The 15,412-nt window shown below is 68.4% G+C and carries 17 protein-coding genes; 3 read left to right on the forward strand and 14 right to left on the reverse strand.

Features of this window, described 5'->3' with window-relative positions:
• Nucleotides 1-55: 55 nt before the first annotated feature.
• Nucleotides 56-643 (forward strand): D-alanyl-D-alanine carboxypeptidase family protein, encoded by a 588-nt coding sequence (locus L5G28_RS14930; RefSeq protein ID WP_237002199.1) that lies wholly within the window; start codon nucleotides 56-58, stop codon nucleotides 641-643.
• 69 nt (nucleotides 644-712) lie between these two features.
• Nucleotides 713-1,624 (forward strand): alpha/beta fold hydrolase, encoded by a 912-nt coding sequence (locus L5G28_RS14935; protein WP_237002200.1) that lies wholly within the window; start codon nucleotides 713-715, stop codon nucleotides 1,622-1,624.
• A 41-nt stretch (nucleotides 1,625-1,665) separates the two neighbouring features.
• Here L5G28_RS14935 and L5G28_RS14940 read toward each other — a convergent pair whose 3' ends face one another.
• Nucleotides 1,666-2,637, reverse strand: coding sequence for a glycoside hydrolase family protein (locus L5G28_RS14940; protein WP_237002201.1), 972 nt, complete (start codon nucleotides 2,635-2,637; stop codon nucleotides 1,666-1,668).
• 189 nt (nucleotides 2,638-2,826) lie between these two features.
• Between L5G28_RS14940 and L5G28_RS14945 the strand changes: the two genes are divergently transcribed.
• A complete protein-coding gene (locus tag L5G28_RS14945; RefSeq protein WP_236998701.1) occupies nucleotides 2,827-3,006 on the forward strand; it encodes a hypothetical protein in 180 nt (59 codons plus the stop codon).
• On the opposite strand, the gene L5G28_RS14950 is transcribed toward L5G28_RS14945, so the two are convergent.
• From L5G28_RS14950 to L5G28_RS15010, 13 genes are all read right to left on the reverse strand, one after another.
• On the reverse strand, nucleotides 3,007-3,771 hold the full coding sequence (locus L5G28_RS14950; RefSeq protein WP_236998702.1) for a sulfite exporter TauE/SafE family protein: 765 nt from the start codon (nucleotides 3,769-3,771) through the stop codon (nucleotides 3,007-3,009).
• 58 nt (nucleotides 3,772-3,829) lie between these two features.
• Entirely contained in the window at nucleotides 3,830-5,299 is a 1,470-nt protein-coding gene (locus tag L5G28_RS14955) for a ComEC/Rec2 family competence protein (RefSeq protein ID WP_236998703.1), read from the reverse strand.
• The gene (locus L5G28_RS14960; protein ID WP_236998704.1) at nucleotides 5,299-6,309 is read right to left on the reverse strand and encodes a helix-hairpin-helix domain-containing protein; all 1,011 of its coding nucleotides are present in this window, start codon (nucleotides 6,307-6,309) and stop codon (nucleotides 5,299-5,301) included. The genes L5G28_RS14955 and L5G28_RS14960 overlap by 1 nt, the downstream gene beginning before the upstream one ends.
• 147 nt (nucleotides 6,310-6,456) lie before the next feature.
• Nucleotides 6,457-7,305, reverse strand: coding sequence for a DegV family protein (locus L5G28_RS14965; protein WP_237002202.1), 849 nt, complete (start codon nucleotides 7,303-7,305; stop codon nucleotides 6,457-6,459).
• Nucleotides 7,306-7,307: 2 nt separating this feature from the next.
• The gene (gene octT / locus L5G28_RS14970; protein ID WP_236998706.1) at nucleotides 7,308-8,045 is read right to left on the reverse strand and encodes a diglucosylglycerate octanoyltransferase; all 738 of its coding nucleotides are present in this window, start codon (nucleotides 8,043-8,045) and stop codon (nucleotides 7,308-7,310) included.
• 30 nt (nucleotides 8,046-8,075) lie between these two features.
• The gene (locus tag L5G28_RS14975; RefSeq protein WP_237002203.1) at nucleotides 8,076-8,783 is read right to left on the reverse strand and encodes a histidine phosphatase family protein; all 708 of its coding nucleotides are present in this window, start codon (nucleotides 8,781-8,783) and stop codon (nucleotides 8,076-8,078) included.
• The gene (rsfS, locus tag L5G28_RS14980) at nucleotides 8,780-9,196 is read right to left on the reverse strand and encodes a ribosome silencing factor (RefSeq protein WP_237002204.1); all 417 of its coding nucleotides are present in this window, start codon (nucleotides 9,194-9,196) and stop codon (nucleotides 8,780-8,782) included. Before rsfS ends, L5G28_RS14975 begins: the two co-directional genes overlap by 4 nt.
• Entirely contained in the window at nucleotides 9,183-9,845 is a 663-nt protein-coding gene (gene nadD, locus L5G28_RS14985; protein ID WP_236998709.1) for a nicotinate-nucleotide adenylyltransferase, read from the reverse strand. Before nadD ends, rsfS begins: the two co-directional genes overlap by 14 nt.
• A gap of 48 nt (nucleotides 9,846-9,893) precedes the next feature.
• A complete protein-coding gene (locus L5G28_RS14990) occupies nucleotides 9,894-11,297 on the reverse strand; it encodes a vWA domain-containing protein (protein WP_237002205.1) in 1,404 nt (467 codons plus the stop codon).
• Between the two features lie 5 nt (nucleotides 11,298-11,302).
• Nucleotides 11,303-12,226, reverse strand: coding sequence for an AAA family ATPase (locus L5G28_RS14995; protein ID WP_237002206.1), 924 nt, complete (start codon nucleotides 12,224-12,226; stop codon nucleotides 11,303-11,305).
• The gene (locus L5G28_RS15000; RefSeq protein ID WP_237002207.1) at nucleotides 12,223-13,482 is read right to left on the reverse strand and encodes a glutamate-5-semialdehyde dehydrogenase; all 1,260 of its coding nucleotides are present in this window, start codon (nucleotides 13,480-13,482) and stop codon (nucleotides 12,223-12,225) included. The genes L5G28_RS14995 and L5G28_RS15000 overlap by 4 nt, the downstream gene beginning before the upstream one ends.
• Nucleotides 13,479-14,639 (reverse strand): sensor histidine kinase, encoded by a 1,161-nt coding sequence (locus L5G28_RS15005; RefSeq protein ID WP_237002208.1) that lies wholly within the window; start codon nucleotides 14,637-14,639, stop codon nucleotides 13,479-13,481. The genes L5G28_RS15000 and L5G28_RS15005 overlap by 4 nt, the downstream gene beginning before the upstream one ends.
• The gene (locus L5G28_RS15010; protein WP_308191982.1) at nucleotides 14,636-15,385 is read right to left on the reverse strand and encodes a response regulator; all 750 of its coding nucleotides are present in this window, start codon (nucleotides 15,383-15,385) and stop codon (nucleotides 14,636-14,638) included. Before L5G28_RS15010 ends, L5G28_RS15005 begins: the two co-directional genes overlap by 4 nt.
• Nucleotides 15,386-15,412: the final 27 nt, after the last annotated feature.

Raw genomic sequence — 15,412 nt, forward strand, 5'->3', positions numbered from 1 at the left:
TCCCTACGACATCGACGCCGGGCAACGGCGACACCGCAGGTCGAGCATCATCGGCATGAACATCGACACCACGAACGCCAACAGCCGAGACCGATCTCCGATCTTGTTGGGAGGGACCGTCGCCGCCGCAGTGTTGGTAGCGCTCATCGTCGCGGCTGTGGTGGCCCACACACAATCTGTGTCGTCCAGCGCGGTCAGCGCTCCGTCGACTACCGGTGACTTGGACGGGTATATACCGGACGACGACCCGATCTCGCCGTTCGCGGAGGTCTCGGCGGTCGAGAAGTTGGACGACGAGCTACGCGCGGCTGTCCGCGCGGCTGCTCGGCGTGCTCGACGCGACGGTGTAGACGTACGTCTCACATCGGGGTGGCGCAGTGAGGCGTTGCAGGGCACACTTCTTCGTCAGGCCATCAGGGAGCAGGGCGAGGACTACGCGGCGAGCCATGTGAAATCGTCGACCGAGTCCGAGCATGTGCGCGGTCTCGCCGTCGACGTCGGACCTGCCGACGCCGCGTATTGGATGAGTCGGCATGGCGCCGAGTTCGGGCTCTGTCAGGTCTATGCGAACGAGGTGTGGCATTACGAGCTGACGGCGGACGACGGTGTGTGTCCGCCGATGCGGAGGGACGCCGGAGAATGAGCGGACTGGGACTTGGCCGACTGGCCGTGGGGACTCCCGGCAAACGCTGCCATCGCGTACTGTACGCAAATGGACGTAAGCCGCCTTATCAACGGCCACGAGCGACACACGACGTGGATCACCACCGCAGACGGTGCTCATCTCCGGGTCTGCTCATTCGGACCGTCTGACGGGCCAGTCGTCGTGCTGTCGCACGGTTGGGCGTGCAGTGTCGAATACTGGGCACCCCAGTTGGAGCTCGCCGACCGGTATCACGTCGTCGCCTACGATCAGCGCGGTCACGGCCAGAGTTCGTCGGGAGCACGCGAGATCAGCGCAGGCACGCTCGCGGACGATTTCGCGTGTGTGATGGACTACGTCGCCGAACTCACCGGTGGACGACGCACATTGACGGTCGGGCACAGCATGGGCGGAATCACCTTGCAGGCGTGGTGGAGAGACCACCCGGACCAGGCACGCACTCTGTCGTCGGCCGCGATACTGGCTAACACCACCCACGGCGACATCGCTGCGGGCACGCGCATCGGCGCCCCGATCTTGAACGGCCGCCGCCGCAGCCACCAGGCCATCGCACGTCGCTTGTTCGGAGCGCCTGTGCGGATTCCCCGTGGACGTGCTTCGGGGTGGGCGGTCCGTCGTGCACTCATGAACCCGCGTGTCGCAACGCGCGAACACGCACGATTCGTCATCGACGTGACCGCCGCGTGCAAGCCTCGCGTCCGTGCTGCGACCGCGCTCATGCTTGCGGACATCGACGTTCTTACGCCCGAATCGCCGATCGACGTGCCGGCGACGGTCGTAGTCGGCACCGCAGACCGGCTCACACCGCCGAGCATGGGTCTCAAGATCGCCGACCAGCTCGACGTGGCAGGTCGACTCGATCGCGTAGTCCGACTGGACACCGGACACACCGGCAATGTCGAGGCCGCCGGACCGTTCAACGCCGAGATCCGCCGCATGGCCGACCGGTACCTGGTCTGATGATTAGCGCGGGCAGGCAGCCCCGACCACGACACCGGGCACTACGCCGGTTCGCGCATGATGCCGATGTGTCGCACTGTCCCGGACAGTCCGGGCAGCTCCTTCGCCGTGGACCATGTGCGCAGGCCGTCGGTGCTGTCAGAGTAGAGATATCTGCCGTCCCGGTAGGAGTCCAGGTACAACCGCCACGCACCGTCGGGCAGCCTGACAATTGCCGGCCCCTCCACCAGCGATCCCCAATCCCCCGGCGGGGCAAAGGAATAGCGGCCGGTCAGCGAGGATGCAACGGCATGTTCAACGACCTTCTTCGTCTCGTTCTTGGTGAAGGCGTGATACGTGGGCCCGATCTTGACCACCGTGGTGTCGATGTGGTCGGCGCCGATGCTCAGGAGAGGAACGGGCAGACCCCAGGTCCGTAGCGACCGGTCCTGTGCCGTCATCACGTACGGCATGAAGCCTCCTCCGGTCGAGAGGGAGACGATGATGCTGACGCGATCGCCGTCGGCGAACCATTCGGGCGCCCACGCCTTGGTCACGAACGGCGACAGCGACGGCCCGTCTTTGAAGCCGGCCGATCCGGTGAATCCGAACGGGTTCACGGGCCCCTTGCCGTCGCCGGTCCCCGGCAGGAAGGCGCAGCAGAGCGGTAGGGGCCAGTTTCGCATCTGCGTCCAGGTGAGGCGGTCGGCGCTGCGGGCGAAGCCGATATTCGCGCCGTCCGCAGTCGTATAGGTGACGTAGTACAGACCGTCGGTGTGCCTCATGATGCTCGCATCGCGGATGTATCCGGACGACGGCCGGTACGCTGCTTTCGCGACGGGTCGGAACTGCGTGCCGTCGCCCGACTCGTACACGTCCATGTCACGAGCGCTGGCATTGCTGAACGCGACCATCGTGTACCGCCACTGCTCCGGTGGTTCGGCACCGCTGACGCCGGGGGTCGCGAACAGCAGGCCCGCCATGGCGAGCAACGTCACCGCCGCCACCGACGAGGCTCGAACGAGATCTCCCATCGCTGAATCATGACGAGAAGCGTCCGAACCACCAACCCCACCAGCCACAATGGCACCAGATCGTTACGTTTCCGGCGGCGAGGCCGGGACGACCGACCACGCGACCCCAACCAGTGGAATGTTTCGGCACTCCCCGACCGGGATACAGCATCCGGTGACCGCAACCACCTCAAAGCTGTGGAGAGAATCATGAACATCGTTCCGGGTGCCGTCCTGTATCTGAGCAGTGGTGGCGGGTCGGCCGCCTACCGAGTGGCAGCGGTACGTCACTATCCGGTGGACTTCGTCGAGTTGGTACCCAGAGACGGCGGCAAACGCGTCGGTATGGCCCTGTCGAAGGTGTCGAGCATCCTCCAACACACTCCCTGATCAGGCGAGCGCAAGATACGGCGCGAGGGCCAGCAACGCCACGATCAGCATGTTTTTCAAGACGTGGGTCGGCAGCGCGTGCGCGATCCGCCAGCCGATGATGACGCCCGCCAACTCGGGGATGCCGATCAGAGCGGCCAACTGCCAGTCGATGCTGCCTTGAGTCGCGTAGCCGACCGAACCGACGAGAGCGATCACGATTGACTGCACCTGGCTCGCGGCCAACGACTCCAACACCGGCACTCCGCACGCGATCAGAGCCGGGACCGCCAGCATCGGCCCACCGATTCCGATGATCCCGCTGACGATGGACACGGCCAGGCCGAGCCCGACGATGGCTGCCGCGCGCGGGTGTCTACCAGACTCTCCCGCGTCGGCCTGACGATCGCGGACCCAGATGAGCACGGCTGCTGCAGTGACGAGAACCGCGAGCATGATTCCGAATACGCGCTCGGATACGGAGGAGTTCACGAGCACGCCGAGTGGCGTCCCGAGCACCCCTGTCGCAGCGAGCACTATCGCGGTTCGGCGGGTGTCAGGCGCACGAAGCTGCCCGGATTTGGCGAACGCCGCCGACCCGGCGAGTCCTGTCGCGACATGCGTGACGATGGCCGTTCCGGCGACGACAGGCGCCGACAGCCCGGTGAGGGTGAACAGACCGATCGTCGGCAGAACTCCGCCAGGGCCGAGCGCGGTGATGCCGATGCCGCCGACCAGGCCGAGAATCATCAAGGCCGCCACAGTCAGCACTCCGAGATCAGCCACACCCGGACCTTCCCACACGGCGTGGTGACTCACGTCAGCAGCCCCGTCGACCGAACGCTCAATTGCGGGCCCTGATTCTCGTCCGGATGAAATGCGCCGTGCCGGCACCGACGACAACGAGAATCACGGCCGCGAGCACCCCGGGCACCTGGGGCGAGACCCAGCCGGGACCGCCCAGACGGTCGGCGACGACGACGAGCCAACGGACTGGCGGTCCCGTCGCACGCACCAGGAGTTCGGCTGGCACGATCTGCACCCCGTACCGAGGCCCGAGCGCGCCGACCGCCGCCGCGAGGGTCCCGGCGACGCCGACGAGCGGGACCACCGGTGCCGCAAGTAGATTCGCAGGTACAGCGAAGACACTGACCTGCCCGCTGAGCGCGATCACCAGCGGCGTCGTCAAGATCTGCGCGGCCACCGTCATCGACAACAGGGCGGCAGCCCACTCGGGCACGCCACGGTTGGTCATCGCGAAACGGATCGGCACCGACCACAGGACCAGACCGAGCGTCGCCGCCACGGACAGCGCGAACCCCGGTGCCAACGCCATCTCCGGCCACCACAGGACCACGACGATCACCGCTGCGCCGAGCGCGGGCAATGCCTGCGACCGCCTGGACGACAGGACTGCCGCCAATCCGACACCGCCCATGACCGCCGCACGCAACACACTGTCGGTCGGCCGCACCACGATGACGAACCCGACGACGGCGACCACACCGACAACGAACACCGTGCGCGGCCGAGCACCCAAGCCGCGAACGCACAGCAGTACCGCACCGACCACGAGCACGAGGTTCGCGCCGGACACCGCCAACAGGTGCGACAGGCCGGCCGCGCGGAAGTTGTCGCGTGTGGCCTGGTCGAGTCCGCTGGTGTCGCCCAGGATCAGGCCGGGCAGCAGACCACCGGCACGACCGCCGAGCGCGCCCGCTGCGATCTCGCGCAGCCGGAGCCGCACGACGCCTGCCGCGCGCTGCCACCACGGAGCGACGCCGAGTCTGCGCACGTCACCGACCGCGGTGAGGTCCGCGGCGACGAGACGATCTCGGCCGGGCGCGGCCGCCTCGGCGATGCGGACCCGCGCCGACAGCCGATCCCCCGGCAGCAGATCGCCGACGTCCGACGACGCGGTCAGCCGCGCGGCCACCGGACGTTGAGTACGCCCGGACACCGCGTCCACCTGGACGGCGACGCTGAATCGGTGCTGCCCCGGCCAGTACATCGGGTCGCCGTCGACGGTCATCGCGACGACGGGCTTACCGACGGTGTCGGCTATCGGTGCGGCATCGACGGCGGCGATCCGCAGCAATGCCACCGCGCCCGCCGCCGCGCCGATCCCGCACACTGCGGCCACCGTCACCGCCGCCTGCCGACGGTGCGGATCACGACTCCACCATCCGGCGGCGGCCGCGCCGACGGCGAGCAGCCCGACAACGACTCGCGACCCGCCGGTCGGCACGAGAAGTGTCACGACGGTCGTCGCCCAGCAGGCTGCCGCGGGCGCGGCCAACCGGAGGTCGATCATCAGCCGACGGCGACCAGCGGGCGCAGCTTGGCCAGCCGCCCCTCACCGATACCGTCGACTTCCGCGAGCTGGTCGACTGACGCGAAGGCACCGTTGGCCTCCCGCCACGCGATGATCGACTGCGCCGTCACCGGTCCCACCCCCGGCAGCGCATCGAGTTCCGCCTCGGTAGCCGTGTTCAGATTCACCAACTGGCCCGCGCCGGCGGAATCGCCCGACCCCGACTTCCCGCCAGACCCCGAGGCCCCGCCAGACCCCGCCGCCCCGCCGGAACCAACCACCGCGCTGCGGACCTGGCCGTCGCCCTTCTGCCCGACCAGGATCTGATCGCCGTCGTGCACGATCTGCGCCAGGTTCAGACTCATCGTGTCGGCGTTCGGACGGGTGCCGCCCGCCCGCGCCAGCGCGTCGGCCACGCGCGACTCGGCCGCCAGTCGCACCAGGCCCGGCCGGCGCACCAGACCGACCACACTGACGACGACCTCCGCAGGTGTGTTCTTTTCACTCGTGGCCGCCGGGACATCGGGCGTCGACGGCGGCGTCGAGCCGGCCGTGGCGTCGAATGCCACCAACGGTGTCGCCGGCTCGTTCTGCTTCAGCAGCGAGTAGCCTGCGAAACCGCATCCGATCAACCCGACCAGGATCAACCCGATGGCGGCCGGAGGCAGCATGGTCCAACGTCTGCGGGGCGCCTCCCACTCGTCGTACTCGTCGTCGCCCGTCTCATCGTGGGCCGTCTCGTTGTCGCCCGTCTCACCGTGGACCGCAGCTTCCGCGTCCTCCTCGTCGAGACACTCGAACCCAGACGACCGGCGCGCGTTCCACGTCTGCCTCCCCCGCCGAGTGTCAAGCCAGTCCGGCATCGCCGTCTCGCCCCACCGGTCGGCGACGACGTCGTTGCTCTCGTCATCGCGTTCGTCGGCTGGCGTGTCGGCGCGCGCGCTGATCAGTCGTGACAATCGATCCGGCCCAGAGTCGCGGTCCCGGCCCGCCCGCAGTTCCATCCCCATGCGTGGACGGTAGGTCGCGACACCGCATCACGAAAGGCTCGAACCGGTAAAACCGCCCAACTGTGGATGGCCCGCTGGTTGTCCACAGCTGTGGCGCATCACGAGAGCCCAGTCGAGTGAGCCAGGCGAGTGAGTCAGACGAGTGAGTCAGTCGAGCGGGTTCAGCCCGAAGCCGAGAGCGACCCCGACGGCGCCGGGACCGACATGGGTGCCGAGTACCGGACCGAGATCGACGATCAAGGACGACGTGACGTCGTCGACGCGTTCGAGCATCGTGTCGAGGAGTTCCGACGCGAGGTCCGGGTTCTGACAGTGCTGGACACCGAGTGTCACCGGTTCCCCGTCGGCGAGTTCGACGGCGGCGTCGACCATCTTCGCGATCGCTTTCGTCATGGTCCGGTGCCGTTCCCGCAAAGCCAGGAGTCCGTCGGACATGTGCAGGATCGGTTTGATCGACAACGCCGAACCCAACAGGCGGCCGGTGAGGCTGAGTCGGCCGCTGTGGCGCAGGTTGTCGAGGCTCTGCACGCACAGCATCGACTCCGCGGTCGCCGCGGCACGCACCGCCGCCTCGTACACCTCGTCGCGGGTCGCGCCGGCCTCCGCGGCCTGCACGGCTGCCATCGTCGTCAATCCGAGGGACACACCGACCGACCGCGAGTCGACCACGCGGACCTCACCGTCGACGGCGTCGGCGGCCAGTCGCGCCGCGCTCCACGTTCCGGACAGTCGACGTGACATGTGGACGGCGACCACGCCGTCGCCGTCACTGCGTGCGACCGCTTCCTCGTACGCGCGGCGCAGATCCGCCAGGCTCGCGCCCGACGTGGTGGCACCCGACGCTGCGACGACATCGGGCGGGACATCGTCGCGGCCTTCGAGGTACTCGGTCCCGTCGTCGAGGGTCACATGCAGCGGGACCTGGGTGATCGTGTGGACATCGGTCAGTGACGCAGGCAACCGCGATGATGAATCGGTGACGATGACGACAGGCACGGTTACACGTTAACCGGTGTCGGTTCCGTGGCGAGCGCCCCCTCGACGACGGGAGCGGTCACCTCGGCGATCGCAGCGTGCGTGGAGACACTCCAGTGGATGCCGTCGGGATTCATCGTCGTGTCCGGATCGGCGAACGCGGCCGCCGTCGTCTCGTAGAACGACACCGTCGGCAGATCGTGTGCGCGCGCCCACCGTTCGATCGCGGTGGTCGTCGCGATACGTCCGGGGTGCGCGTTGCCGTAGTAGGGGCTGTCGTGCGTCGGCGGCAGACAGACGACGATCGGCAGGTCGGGCCGCAGGTGCGCGACGGCTCCGCGGACCTTCTCGTAGTAGTCGACGGTCACCCGGGGCGGTAGCGCCATCGGCCAGCCGAGCGGCGACAGTCGCGGCTGCAGCCATGCGTAGGCGTCGCGCACACGCTGACGCAGCGCCGCGGGCCGGATGTATCTGATCTGTTCACGCAACGCCGTCGGAAGCGGTGACGGCAGCGAGTCCATCCCGCCGTACGCGAGGACCAGGACGTCGGCCTGCGGAAGTTCGGCCCAGATCCGCGGATCCTGGGTCGTCGCCCACCACACGTCGCGGCTCGTCCAGCCGATGCGGGCGAACAGTTCGACGCGCCGCCCGACCCGCTCGCCGACGATGTTCGGCCAGATCCGCCGATCGTCGGCGGCCAGACCACCCGTCTCGTCGTAGTACGACAGGGAGTCCCCGAGGACAAGAACCGAACCGGACACGCGTGCTCCTAGCTGTTGGCCGCTCTGACGTTACTGGACAGCTGATTCGGCCGACGCGTTCCACACGTCCAGCCGCCACACGGGAGGGTCTGTGTCGGTCGTCGAATGCCCCGACAGCTGAACCCACGCAGTGTTGGCGAGACCGCCGAGGATCGGCCAGTTCGCGACGGGCAGCCCGAGGAGGCTCGCCGTCAACGCGGCGATGCACCCGCCGTGCGCCACCAGCACCACGGGGGCGTCGGGATCGTTGCCGTTCCCCCAGTCGTCGAGGCCCGCGACGAGTTCGGCCACCACCGGGACCATGCGCGCGGCGACGTCGACCCGACTCTCCCCGCCCGGCGGCGACCAGGTCGCGTCGTCGCGCCAGTGCCGGCGTGCGCCCGGCATCGCGGCGTCGACGTCGGCATGCGTCATTCCCTGCCAGTCGCCGAGATGCGTCTCGCGCAGACGCTGATCGGTGGTGACGTCCTGACCGGTCACCGTACCGACGGCCGTGGCGGTCTCGTGGGCACGACGCAGGTCAGACGCCAGGATCACCAACGGCGACCTGGTGGCCATCGACTCCCCGGCGATCCGCGCTTGCTCGACGCCCAGATCCGACAGATCGGTGTCGAGCTGGCCCTGCATCCGTTGCGTCGCGTTGTAGACCGTCTGGCCGTGGCGCAGCAGGATCAGGCGGCGTACGCGCGGCGTCAGTCGCTCGACGCTGGAGTCGCCCGGATCCGGGTCGCCTCTCACTCCGAGCCCGGCACGAGGTCGTCGTCGCGGTCGCCTTCGGGCCGGGCGGCGGGCTCGACACCGTCGAGCTCGACCAGCGGGCAGTCCTTCCAGAGCCGTTCCAGACCGTAGAAGTCACGTTCGTCGTCGTGTTGGACGTGCACGACGAGCTCGCCGTAGTCCAAGAGCGCCCAGCGGCCCTCGCGGGTGCCCTCACGGCGGAGCGGCTGGTGGCCGGCCGCACGCAACTTGTCTTCGACCTCTTCGACGATCGAGGTGACCTGGCGCTCGTTGTCGGCCGACGCGATCAGGAAGATGTCGGTGATGACGAGCTGTTCGGAGACGTCGATTGCGGCGACGTTCGTCGCCAGTCGATCGACGGCCGCATGGGCGGCGATGGTCGCCATCGCGGTGGATTCTTCAGACGCGCTCACTGGGTTCCTTTCGGTACAGACCGTGCTTGGCGATGTATTGCACGACGCCGTCGGGCACCAGGTACCAGACGGGTCGTCCCGCAGCGGCGCGGTCGCGGCAGTCGGTCGACGAGATCGCCAGGGCGGGGATCTCGATAAGCTGCAACGACCGGGCGGGTTTGGTCGCCAGATGTTCGGTCAGATGTTTGACGTTCAGTTCGTATCCGGGCCGCGACACGCCGATGAAGTTCGCGAGCTCGAAAAGTCCTTCCCAATCATGCCAGGTCAGGATGGTCTCGAGCGCATCGGCACCGGTGATGAAGTAGAGCTCGTCGTCCGGGAACGCGTCACGCAGGTCACGGAGCGTGTCGACGGTGTAGGTGACGCCCTCGCGTTCGATGTCGACGCGGCTCACCGTGAACCGCGGGTTGGACGCGGTCGCGACGACGGTCATCAGGTACCGGTGTTCGGCCGGGCTGACCATCCGGGACGGGTCGGAGGCGTGCTCGCCCTCCTTCTGCCACGGTCGACCGGTCGGGACGAAGATCACCTGGTCGAGTTTCACCCGGTCGGCGACTTCGCTCGCGGCGACGAGGTGGCCGTTGTGGATCGGGTCGAATGTGCCGCCCATGACGCCGATCCGGCGCGGTCGCGCGGTCTCCGATGACATGGACGGTGAGTTTACGCGGTGCGCCCCAGTGTCATTCCGGTAGCAGCCTCACACCGGCAGCAGATCGGCGATCACACGACCGAGTTGATCGGCGTTGCGGCATTCGAACATGTCGACTTCGGCGGCGTAGACGCTCGCCGACGAGTCGCCCGAATCCCACGCCTGCTTGCGTTCCGGGTTGAGCCAGTACGCGTTGCGGACCCGTTCGCGGATCTTCGCCAGCGAGTCGGCGTGCGCGGGCCGGAAGTTGTTGCGGGCGTCGCCGAGGATGAGCAGCGCGCTGCGGTGCGTCAACGAGTCCAGATACGTCTGCGCGAACCCCTTCAACATGTGTCCGTAGTCGGAGTGTCCGTCGCGGGTGCTGATCCGCGCCGTCGACAGCATCTCCGTCATGCGGGTGCCGAACTGCGTGTCGTCGTTCCCGTGGGCGAAGAAGTCGGTGACCTCGTCGACCGTGTCGACAAAGGCGAACACCCGGACGTTGGAGAACTGTTGGCGCAGCGCATACACGAGTTGGAGGGTGAACTGGCTGAATCCGGCGACCGACCCGGAGACGTCGCAGATGATGATCAGTTCGGGTTTGCCCGGCCGCGGTTTGCGACGCCGCAGGTCGATCGGCACCCCGCCGGTCGACATCGACGCGCGGAGGGTGGCGCGGACGTCGACGGCGGCGTGCTTGTTGCGGCGACGTCGGAACTCCAGTTTCGCCGCGAGCAGACGCGCGATCGGGTCGATGGTGCGCCGCATCTTGATCATGTCCTGGGCGTTCGCCGAGAAGAAGTCGATGTTCTCCGGCAGTTTCGGCACCGCGTACGACGACACCGCGTCCCGTCCGCGGACCTCCGCCATCCGGCGCTGCGTCTCGGTGGTGACGGCCTCGCGCAGCCGGTCGGTCGCACCGCGGGCGGCCTGCCGGTTGAGGGCGTCGGTGCCCGCCCGCTCGCCGTCGCTGCCCTGGCCGCCGGCCATCGCGGCGGCGATCCGCGCGATCAACGTCTGCGGCGAGATCTGCGACATAGCCTGGTACACCGAATACGATTCGCCGCGCGCCGACTCGTATCGCCCCATCTCGGCGACGATCGACGCGACCAACTGGTCGAAACGCCCATCGGCCGTCGCCTCCGGATCGGCGAGGACGTCGACGATCATCTCACGCAGTGCCTCGACGTCGACGTCGCCGTCCTCGTCGCTCGGCATCTCGAACGCCTCAAGGCGCGCCGCGTTGCCGAGCGGGAACCAGAGTTCGAAACACAGGTCGAACGTGTCGCGGTGGTTGTGGTCCGACAGCAGGGTCGCCGCGAGCCCTTCGCGCAGCGACTCACGGTCGAGCAGGTCGAGGACAGTCATGGCCTGCCCCGCGTCGATCAGGTTCGACGGCCCGACAGTGATCCCTCGCCCGCGCAGATCCTCGACGAAACCCGTCAGCGTGTCGACGACCGCCTCGGCGCCCATGCGCCTCAGCCCAGCTTCAGTTCGCGGATCGCGGTGGTCACGTCGGGACGGTGCTTGAGGACGACGCCGAGGGTCTTGGCGATCAGCGATTCGTCGAGTCGTCCGCCCTTGATGGCCTCCAGGGCCGACTCGTCGCCTGCCGCGCCGCTCCCGGCGGTCATCGCGAGGAGCGTGTTGCCCCAGTCGATGGTCTCGGCGACGGACGGCTTCTTCTTGATGTCGAGTCCGCGCAGCACGCCGACGACGCGCACGAGTTCTTCGGCGACCTTCTGCGGCAGGTCCGGGACACGGGAGGCGAGGATCTCGCGTTCGAGGTTCGCGTCCGGGAAGTCGATGTACAGGTACAGGCAGCGCCGCTTCAACGCCTCCGACAGTTCACGGTTCGCATTCGAGGTGAGCAGCACGATGGGCCGACGTGCGGCCCTCACCGTCCCCATCTCCGGGATGGTGATCGCGAAGTCGCTGAGCACCTCCAGGAGCAGACCTTCGATGTCGACGTCGGCCTTGTCGATCTCGTCGATCAGCAGCACGGTCGGCTCGGTGCGCGAGATCGCCGTCAGCAGTGGCCGCGCGAGGAGGAACTCTTCGGAGAAGATGTCGTTCTTCGTCGCGTCCCAGTCCCGGTTGTCCGTGGCTTGAATCGCCAGGATCTGCTTGGCGTGGTTCCACTCGTAGAGGGCGCGCGCCTCGTCGATGCCCTCGTAGCACTGCAGCCGGATCAGCTCGGCTCCGGTCGCCTGCGCGATGGCGCGAGCGAGCTCGGTCTTGCCGACGCCCGCAGGGCCTTCGACGAGGAGCGGCTTGCCGAGTCGGTCGGCGAGGAACGTCGTGGTCGACGTCGGACCGTCGGCGAGATACCCGGTCTCGGCGAGACGCGCGGTGACGTCGGCTGCGCCGGTGAACGCGGGAACTATGTCGTCGCCGCTCATGCGGGACGCACCTGTCCGTCGCCCCACACAAGCCATTTCGTGGAGGTCAACTCGGTCAGGCCCATCGGCCCGCGGGCGTGTAGTTTCTGCGTCGAGATGCCGATCTCGGCGCCGAAACCGAACTGCTCACCGTCGGTGAAAGCCGTCGACGCGTTCACCATGACGGCGGCAGCGTCGACGCGCGCGGTGAACTCTTGCGCCGCTTGCAGCGACCTGGTGATGATCGCCTCGGTGTGGCCGGTGCCGTAGGTGTCGATGTGGTCGATCGCCTCGTCGAGTCCGTCGACGACCTTCACCGCGATGTCGAGGGACAGGTATTCGCGGTGCCAGTCCTCTTCGGTGGCGGGCTCCATGCCCGGTTCGTCGCCGTGGATGACGACGCCCTGCGCCTGCAGCGCCGACGTCAACGGCGCGAGCGCGTCGGCGGCGATCGCCTTGTCGACGAGCACCGACTCCACGGTGTTGCACACGCTGGGTCGGCGGGTCTTCGCGTTGAGGACGATGCGGGTGGCGATGTCGATGTCGGCGTCGGCGTGCACGTAGACGTGGCAGTTGCCGGTGCCGGTCTCGATGGTCGGGACGGTGGCGTCACGGACGACAGCCGAGATCAGGCCGGCTCCGCCTCGCGGGATCACCACGTCGACCAGCCCGCGGGCCTGAATGAGCGCAGTGACGCTGCCGCGGCTCTCGCTGGGCAGCAGCGCGACGGCGTCGGCGCTGACCGCGTTGTCGGACAGCACTCCGCGCAGAACGTCGACGAGTGCCGCGTTCGAGCTGGCCGCCGACGATGACCCGCGGAGCAGCACGGCGTTGCCCGACTTGAACGCGATGCCGAACCCGTCGACGGTCACGTTGGGACGCGCCTCGTAGACGAAGCCGACGACGCCCAACGGCACCCGGATCTGGCGGAGGTCGAGACCGTTCGGGAGCGTCTTGCCCGATACGACCTGCCCGACCGGATCGGGCAGCGCGGCCACCTGGCGGAGCCCGCCGGTGATGCCCGCGACGCGTTCGGGGGTGAGCCGGAGGCGATCGATCAGCGCGGCCTCGGTCCCCGCCGTCTCCGCACGGTCGACGTCCTCGGCGTTGGCGGCGAGGATCACGTCCGCGGCCGCATCGATGGCGTCGGCTGCGGCCAGGAGAACAGCGTCCTTCTGCGCGGTGGTCAGCGTGGCGAGGCCTCGCGAAGCCTTCTGCGCTGCGGCCGCGAGTCCGGTGACGACGGCGACGACGTCGGTGTCGGTGGGTGCACTCATGAGTCCAGGTTAGCGGGGCGGTCCGACGGTTCGGCGCTGGCCGGTCCCGCGGCGGGGAGCGTCACCGTGAACACCGCGCCGGCGCCAGGTCCGGCGCTGGAGGCCGTCACCGATCCGCCGTGTGCCTCGACGAGGACACGGACGATGGTCAGGCCGATCCCGCTGCCGCCGTCGCGCCTCGTGCGGGCGTCGTCGGCGCGGTAGAACCGGTCGAAGACGTGCGAGAGGTGCTCGGCTGCTATCCCGCAGCCGGTGTCGGCGACGGTGAAGACGACGTCGGGTCCGTGGTGAGTCGTGGTGACGGTGACGGTGCCGCCGGGCGGCGTGTGCCTGCGGGCGTTGTCGAACAGGTTTCCGAGGACCTGCCCCACCCGTGCGGGGTCGACGGTCAGCGGGATGTCGTCTCCGGTCGCGGCGAGCGCGACCCCCGCGGCATCGTACGAGGGAGTTGCGACGGCCACCGCCGCGTCCACGAGGCGTCGTGCACCCGTCGGTTCGGGCCGGATCCGGTCGATCCCCTCCTGGACGATCCCCTCCTGGACGCGGGACACCGCGCTCAAATCCTCGGCGAGACGGCGCAGACGCTGCGTGCCCGTCCGGAGGACGCCGATCGTGTCCGCGTCGGCGGCACGGACACCGTCCTCGACGGCCTCCAAGTGCGATTCGATGGTCGCGATCGGGGTCCGCATCTCGTGTCCGAGGTCGGCGACCATCCGGCGCCGCGTCGTCTCGGTCTCGTGGAGGCGTCGTGCGAGTTCGTTGACGGCGTCGGCGAGCTCGGCGAACTCCCGTCCGAGTCCGGACGCGTCGACGCGCGTCTCGTAGCGGCCTGCGGCGATCCGACCCGTCGACGTCGACAACTCCCCGACCGCACGCTCCACGCGACGGGCCACCCACCAGCTGAGGGCGATCGCCACCACGACGGCGGCTGCCGCTGCGGGCGCCCACGCACGCAGGAGCGTGCCGCGAAAAGCCATCTCGATGTGGTCGGTCAGTCCGTCATCACCCGAGATGCCCGCCTGATGGAGGTGCTCGTGGAACATGCCCGGCGCAATGACGACCGCGACCACGGTCGCGGTCACCAGGCAGACGAGCACGACGAGAGTCGTCCCGAGGAACAGCCTGGTGCCGAATCTCGCCCGCTGCGGGCTGGTCATCGGCCTGCGCCCATCCGGTAGCCGACGCCGCGAACGGTCGTCACATACTGCCCGCGTGCCGCGTCGTCGCCGAGTTTGCGACGCAGATGCCCGATGTGGACGTCGACGAGGTGGTCGGCTCCGTCCCACCCGGTCCGCCAGACGGCGTCGATGAGCGCACTGCGTGTGACGACCACACCGGGATCAGCGGACAGGACGGCGAGGACGTCGAACTCCGTCCGGGTCAGGTGGATCGGCGAACCGGCCACCGTCACCACGCGTGCGGCGACGTCGATCGTGAGGTCACCGAACACCCGTGTCTCGCGGTCTGTCCGAACCGTCCGGGGCCCGCCGAGACCTGCGCGGGGACGACGGATCCGCGCCTGGACGCGGGCAGACAATTCGCGCGGGCTGAACGGTTTCGTCAGGTAGTCGTCGGCGCCGACCGACAGTCCGATGAGGGTGTCGACTTCGTCGGCACGCGCGGTCAACATCACCACGTACGCGTCGGAGAACTCGCGCAGCCGCCTGCACACTTCGACGCCGTCGAGCCCGGGCAGACCGAGGTCGAGCACCATCAGGTCGGGATCGACGCTGCGCGCGAGGTCGACGGCCTGCACCCCGTCCCCGGTCACCGCGACCTCGAATCCGTCGCGTTCCAGGTATGACGCGACGAGTCGCGCGAGGTCGGGCTCGTCGTCGACGACCATCGCCCGTAAGTCTCGCGCGGGTCCGGCTGCACGATCCGCGGCGTCGGTGTGTTTCATGACATCCATCATGACGGTCGGCGGCCT

Source organism: Gordonia liuliyuniae (assembly GCF_021739025.1).
GTDB lineage: Bacteria > Actinomycetota > Actinomycetes > Mycobacteriales > Mycobacteriaceae > Gordonia > Gordonia liuliyuniae.

Bases quoted from the DNA above. Each gene is read 5' to 3' on its own strand.
- L5G28_RS14930 (WP_237002199.1), top strand. From the start codon at position 56: ATGAACATCGACACCACGAACGCCAACAGCCGAGACCGATCTCCGATC.
- L5G28_RS14935 (WP_237002200.1), top strand. From the start codon at position 713: ATGGACGTAAGCCGCCTTATCAACGGCCACGAGCGACACACGACGTGG.
- L5G28_RS14940 (WP_237002201.1), bottom strand. From the start codon at position 2,637: ATGGGAGATCTCGTTCGAGCCTCGTCGGTGGCGGCGGTGACGTTGCTC.
- L5G28_RS14945 (WP_236998701.1), top strand. From the start codon at position 2,827: ATGAACATCGTTCCGGGTGCCGTCCTGTATCTGAGCAGTGGTGGCGGG.
- L5G28_RS14955 (WP_236998703.1), bottom strand. From the start codon at position 5,299: ATGATCGACCTCCGGTTGGCCGCGCCCGCGGCAGCCTGCTGGGCGACG.
- L5G28_RS14960 (WP_236998704.1), bottom strand. From the start codon at position 6,309: ATGGGGATGGAACTGCGGGCGGGCCGGGACCGCGACTCTGGGCCGGAT.
- nadD (WP_236998709.1), bottom strand. From the start codon at position 9,845: ATGTCATCGGAGACCGCGCGACCGCGCCGGATCGGCGTCATGGGCGGC.
- L5G28_RS14990 (WP_237002205.1), bottom strand. From the start codon at position 11,297: ATGGGCGCCGAGGCGGTCGTCGACACGCTGACGGGTTTCGTCGAGGAT.
- L5G28_RS14995 (WP_237002206.1), bottom strand. From the start codon at position 12,226: ATGAGCGGCGACGACATAGTTCCCGCGTTCACCGGCGCAGCCGACGTC.
- L5G28_RS15000 (WP_237002207.1), bottom strand. From the start codon at position 13,482: ATGAGTGCACCCACCGACACCGACGTCGTCGCCGTCGTCACCGGACTC.
- L5G28_RS15005 (WP_237002208.1), bottom strand. From the start codon at position 14,639: ATGACCAGCCCGCAGCGGGCGAGATTCGGCACCAGGCTGTTCCTCGGG.
- L5G28_RS15010 (WP_308191982.1), bottom strand. From the start codon at position 15,385: ATGAAACACACCGACGCCGCGGATCGTGCAGCCGGACCCGCGCGAGAC.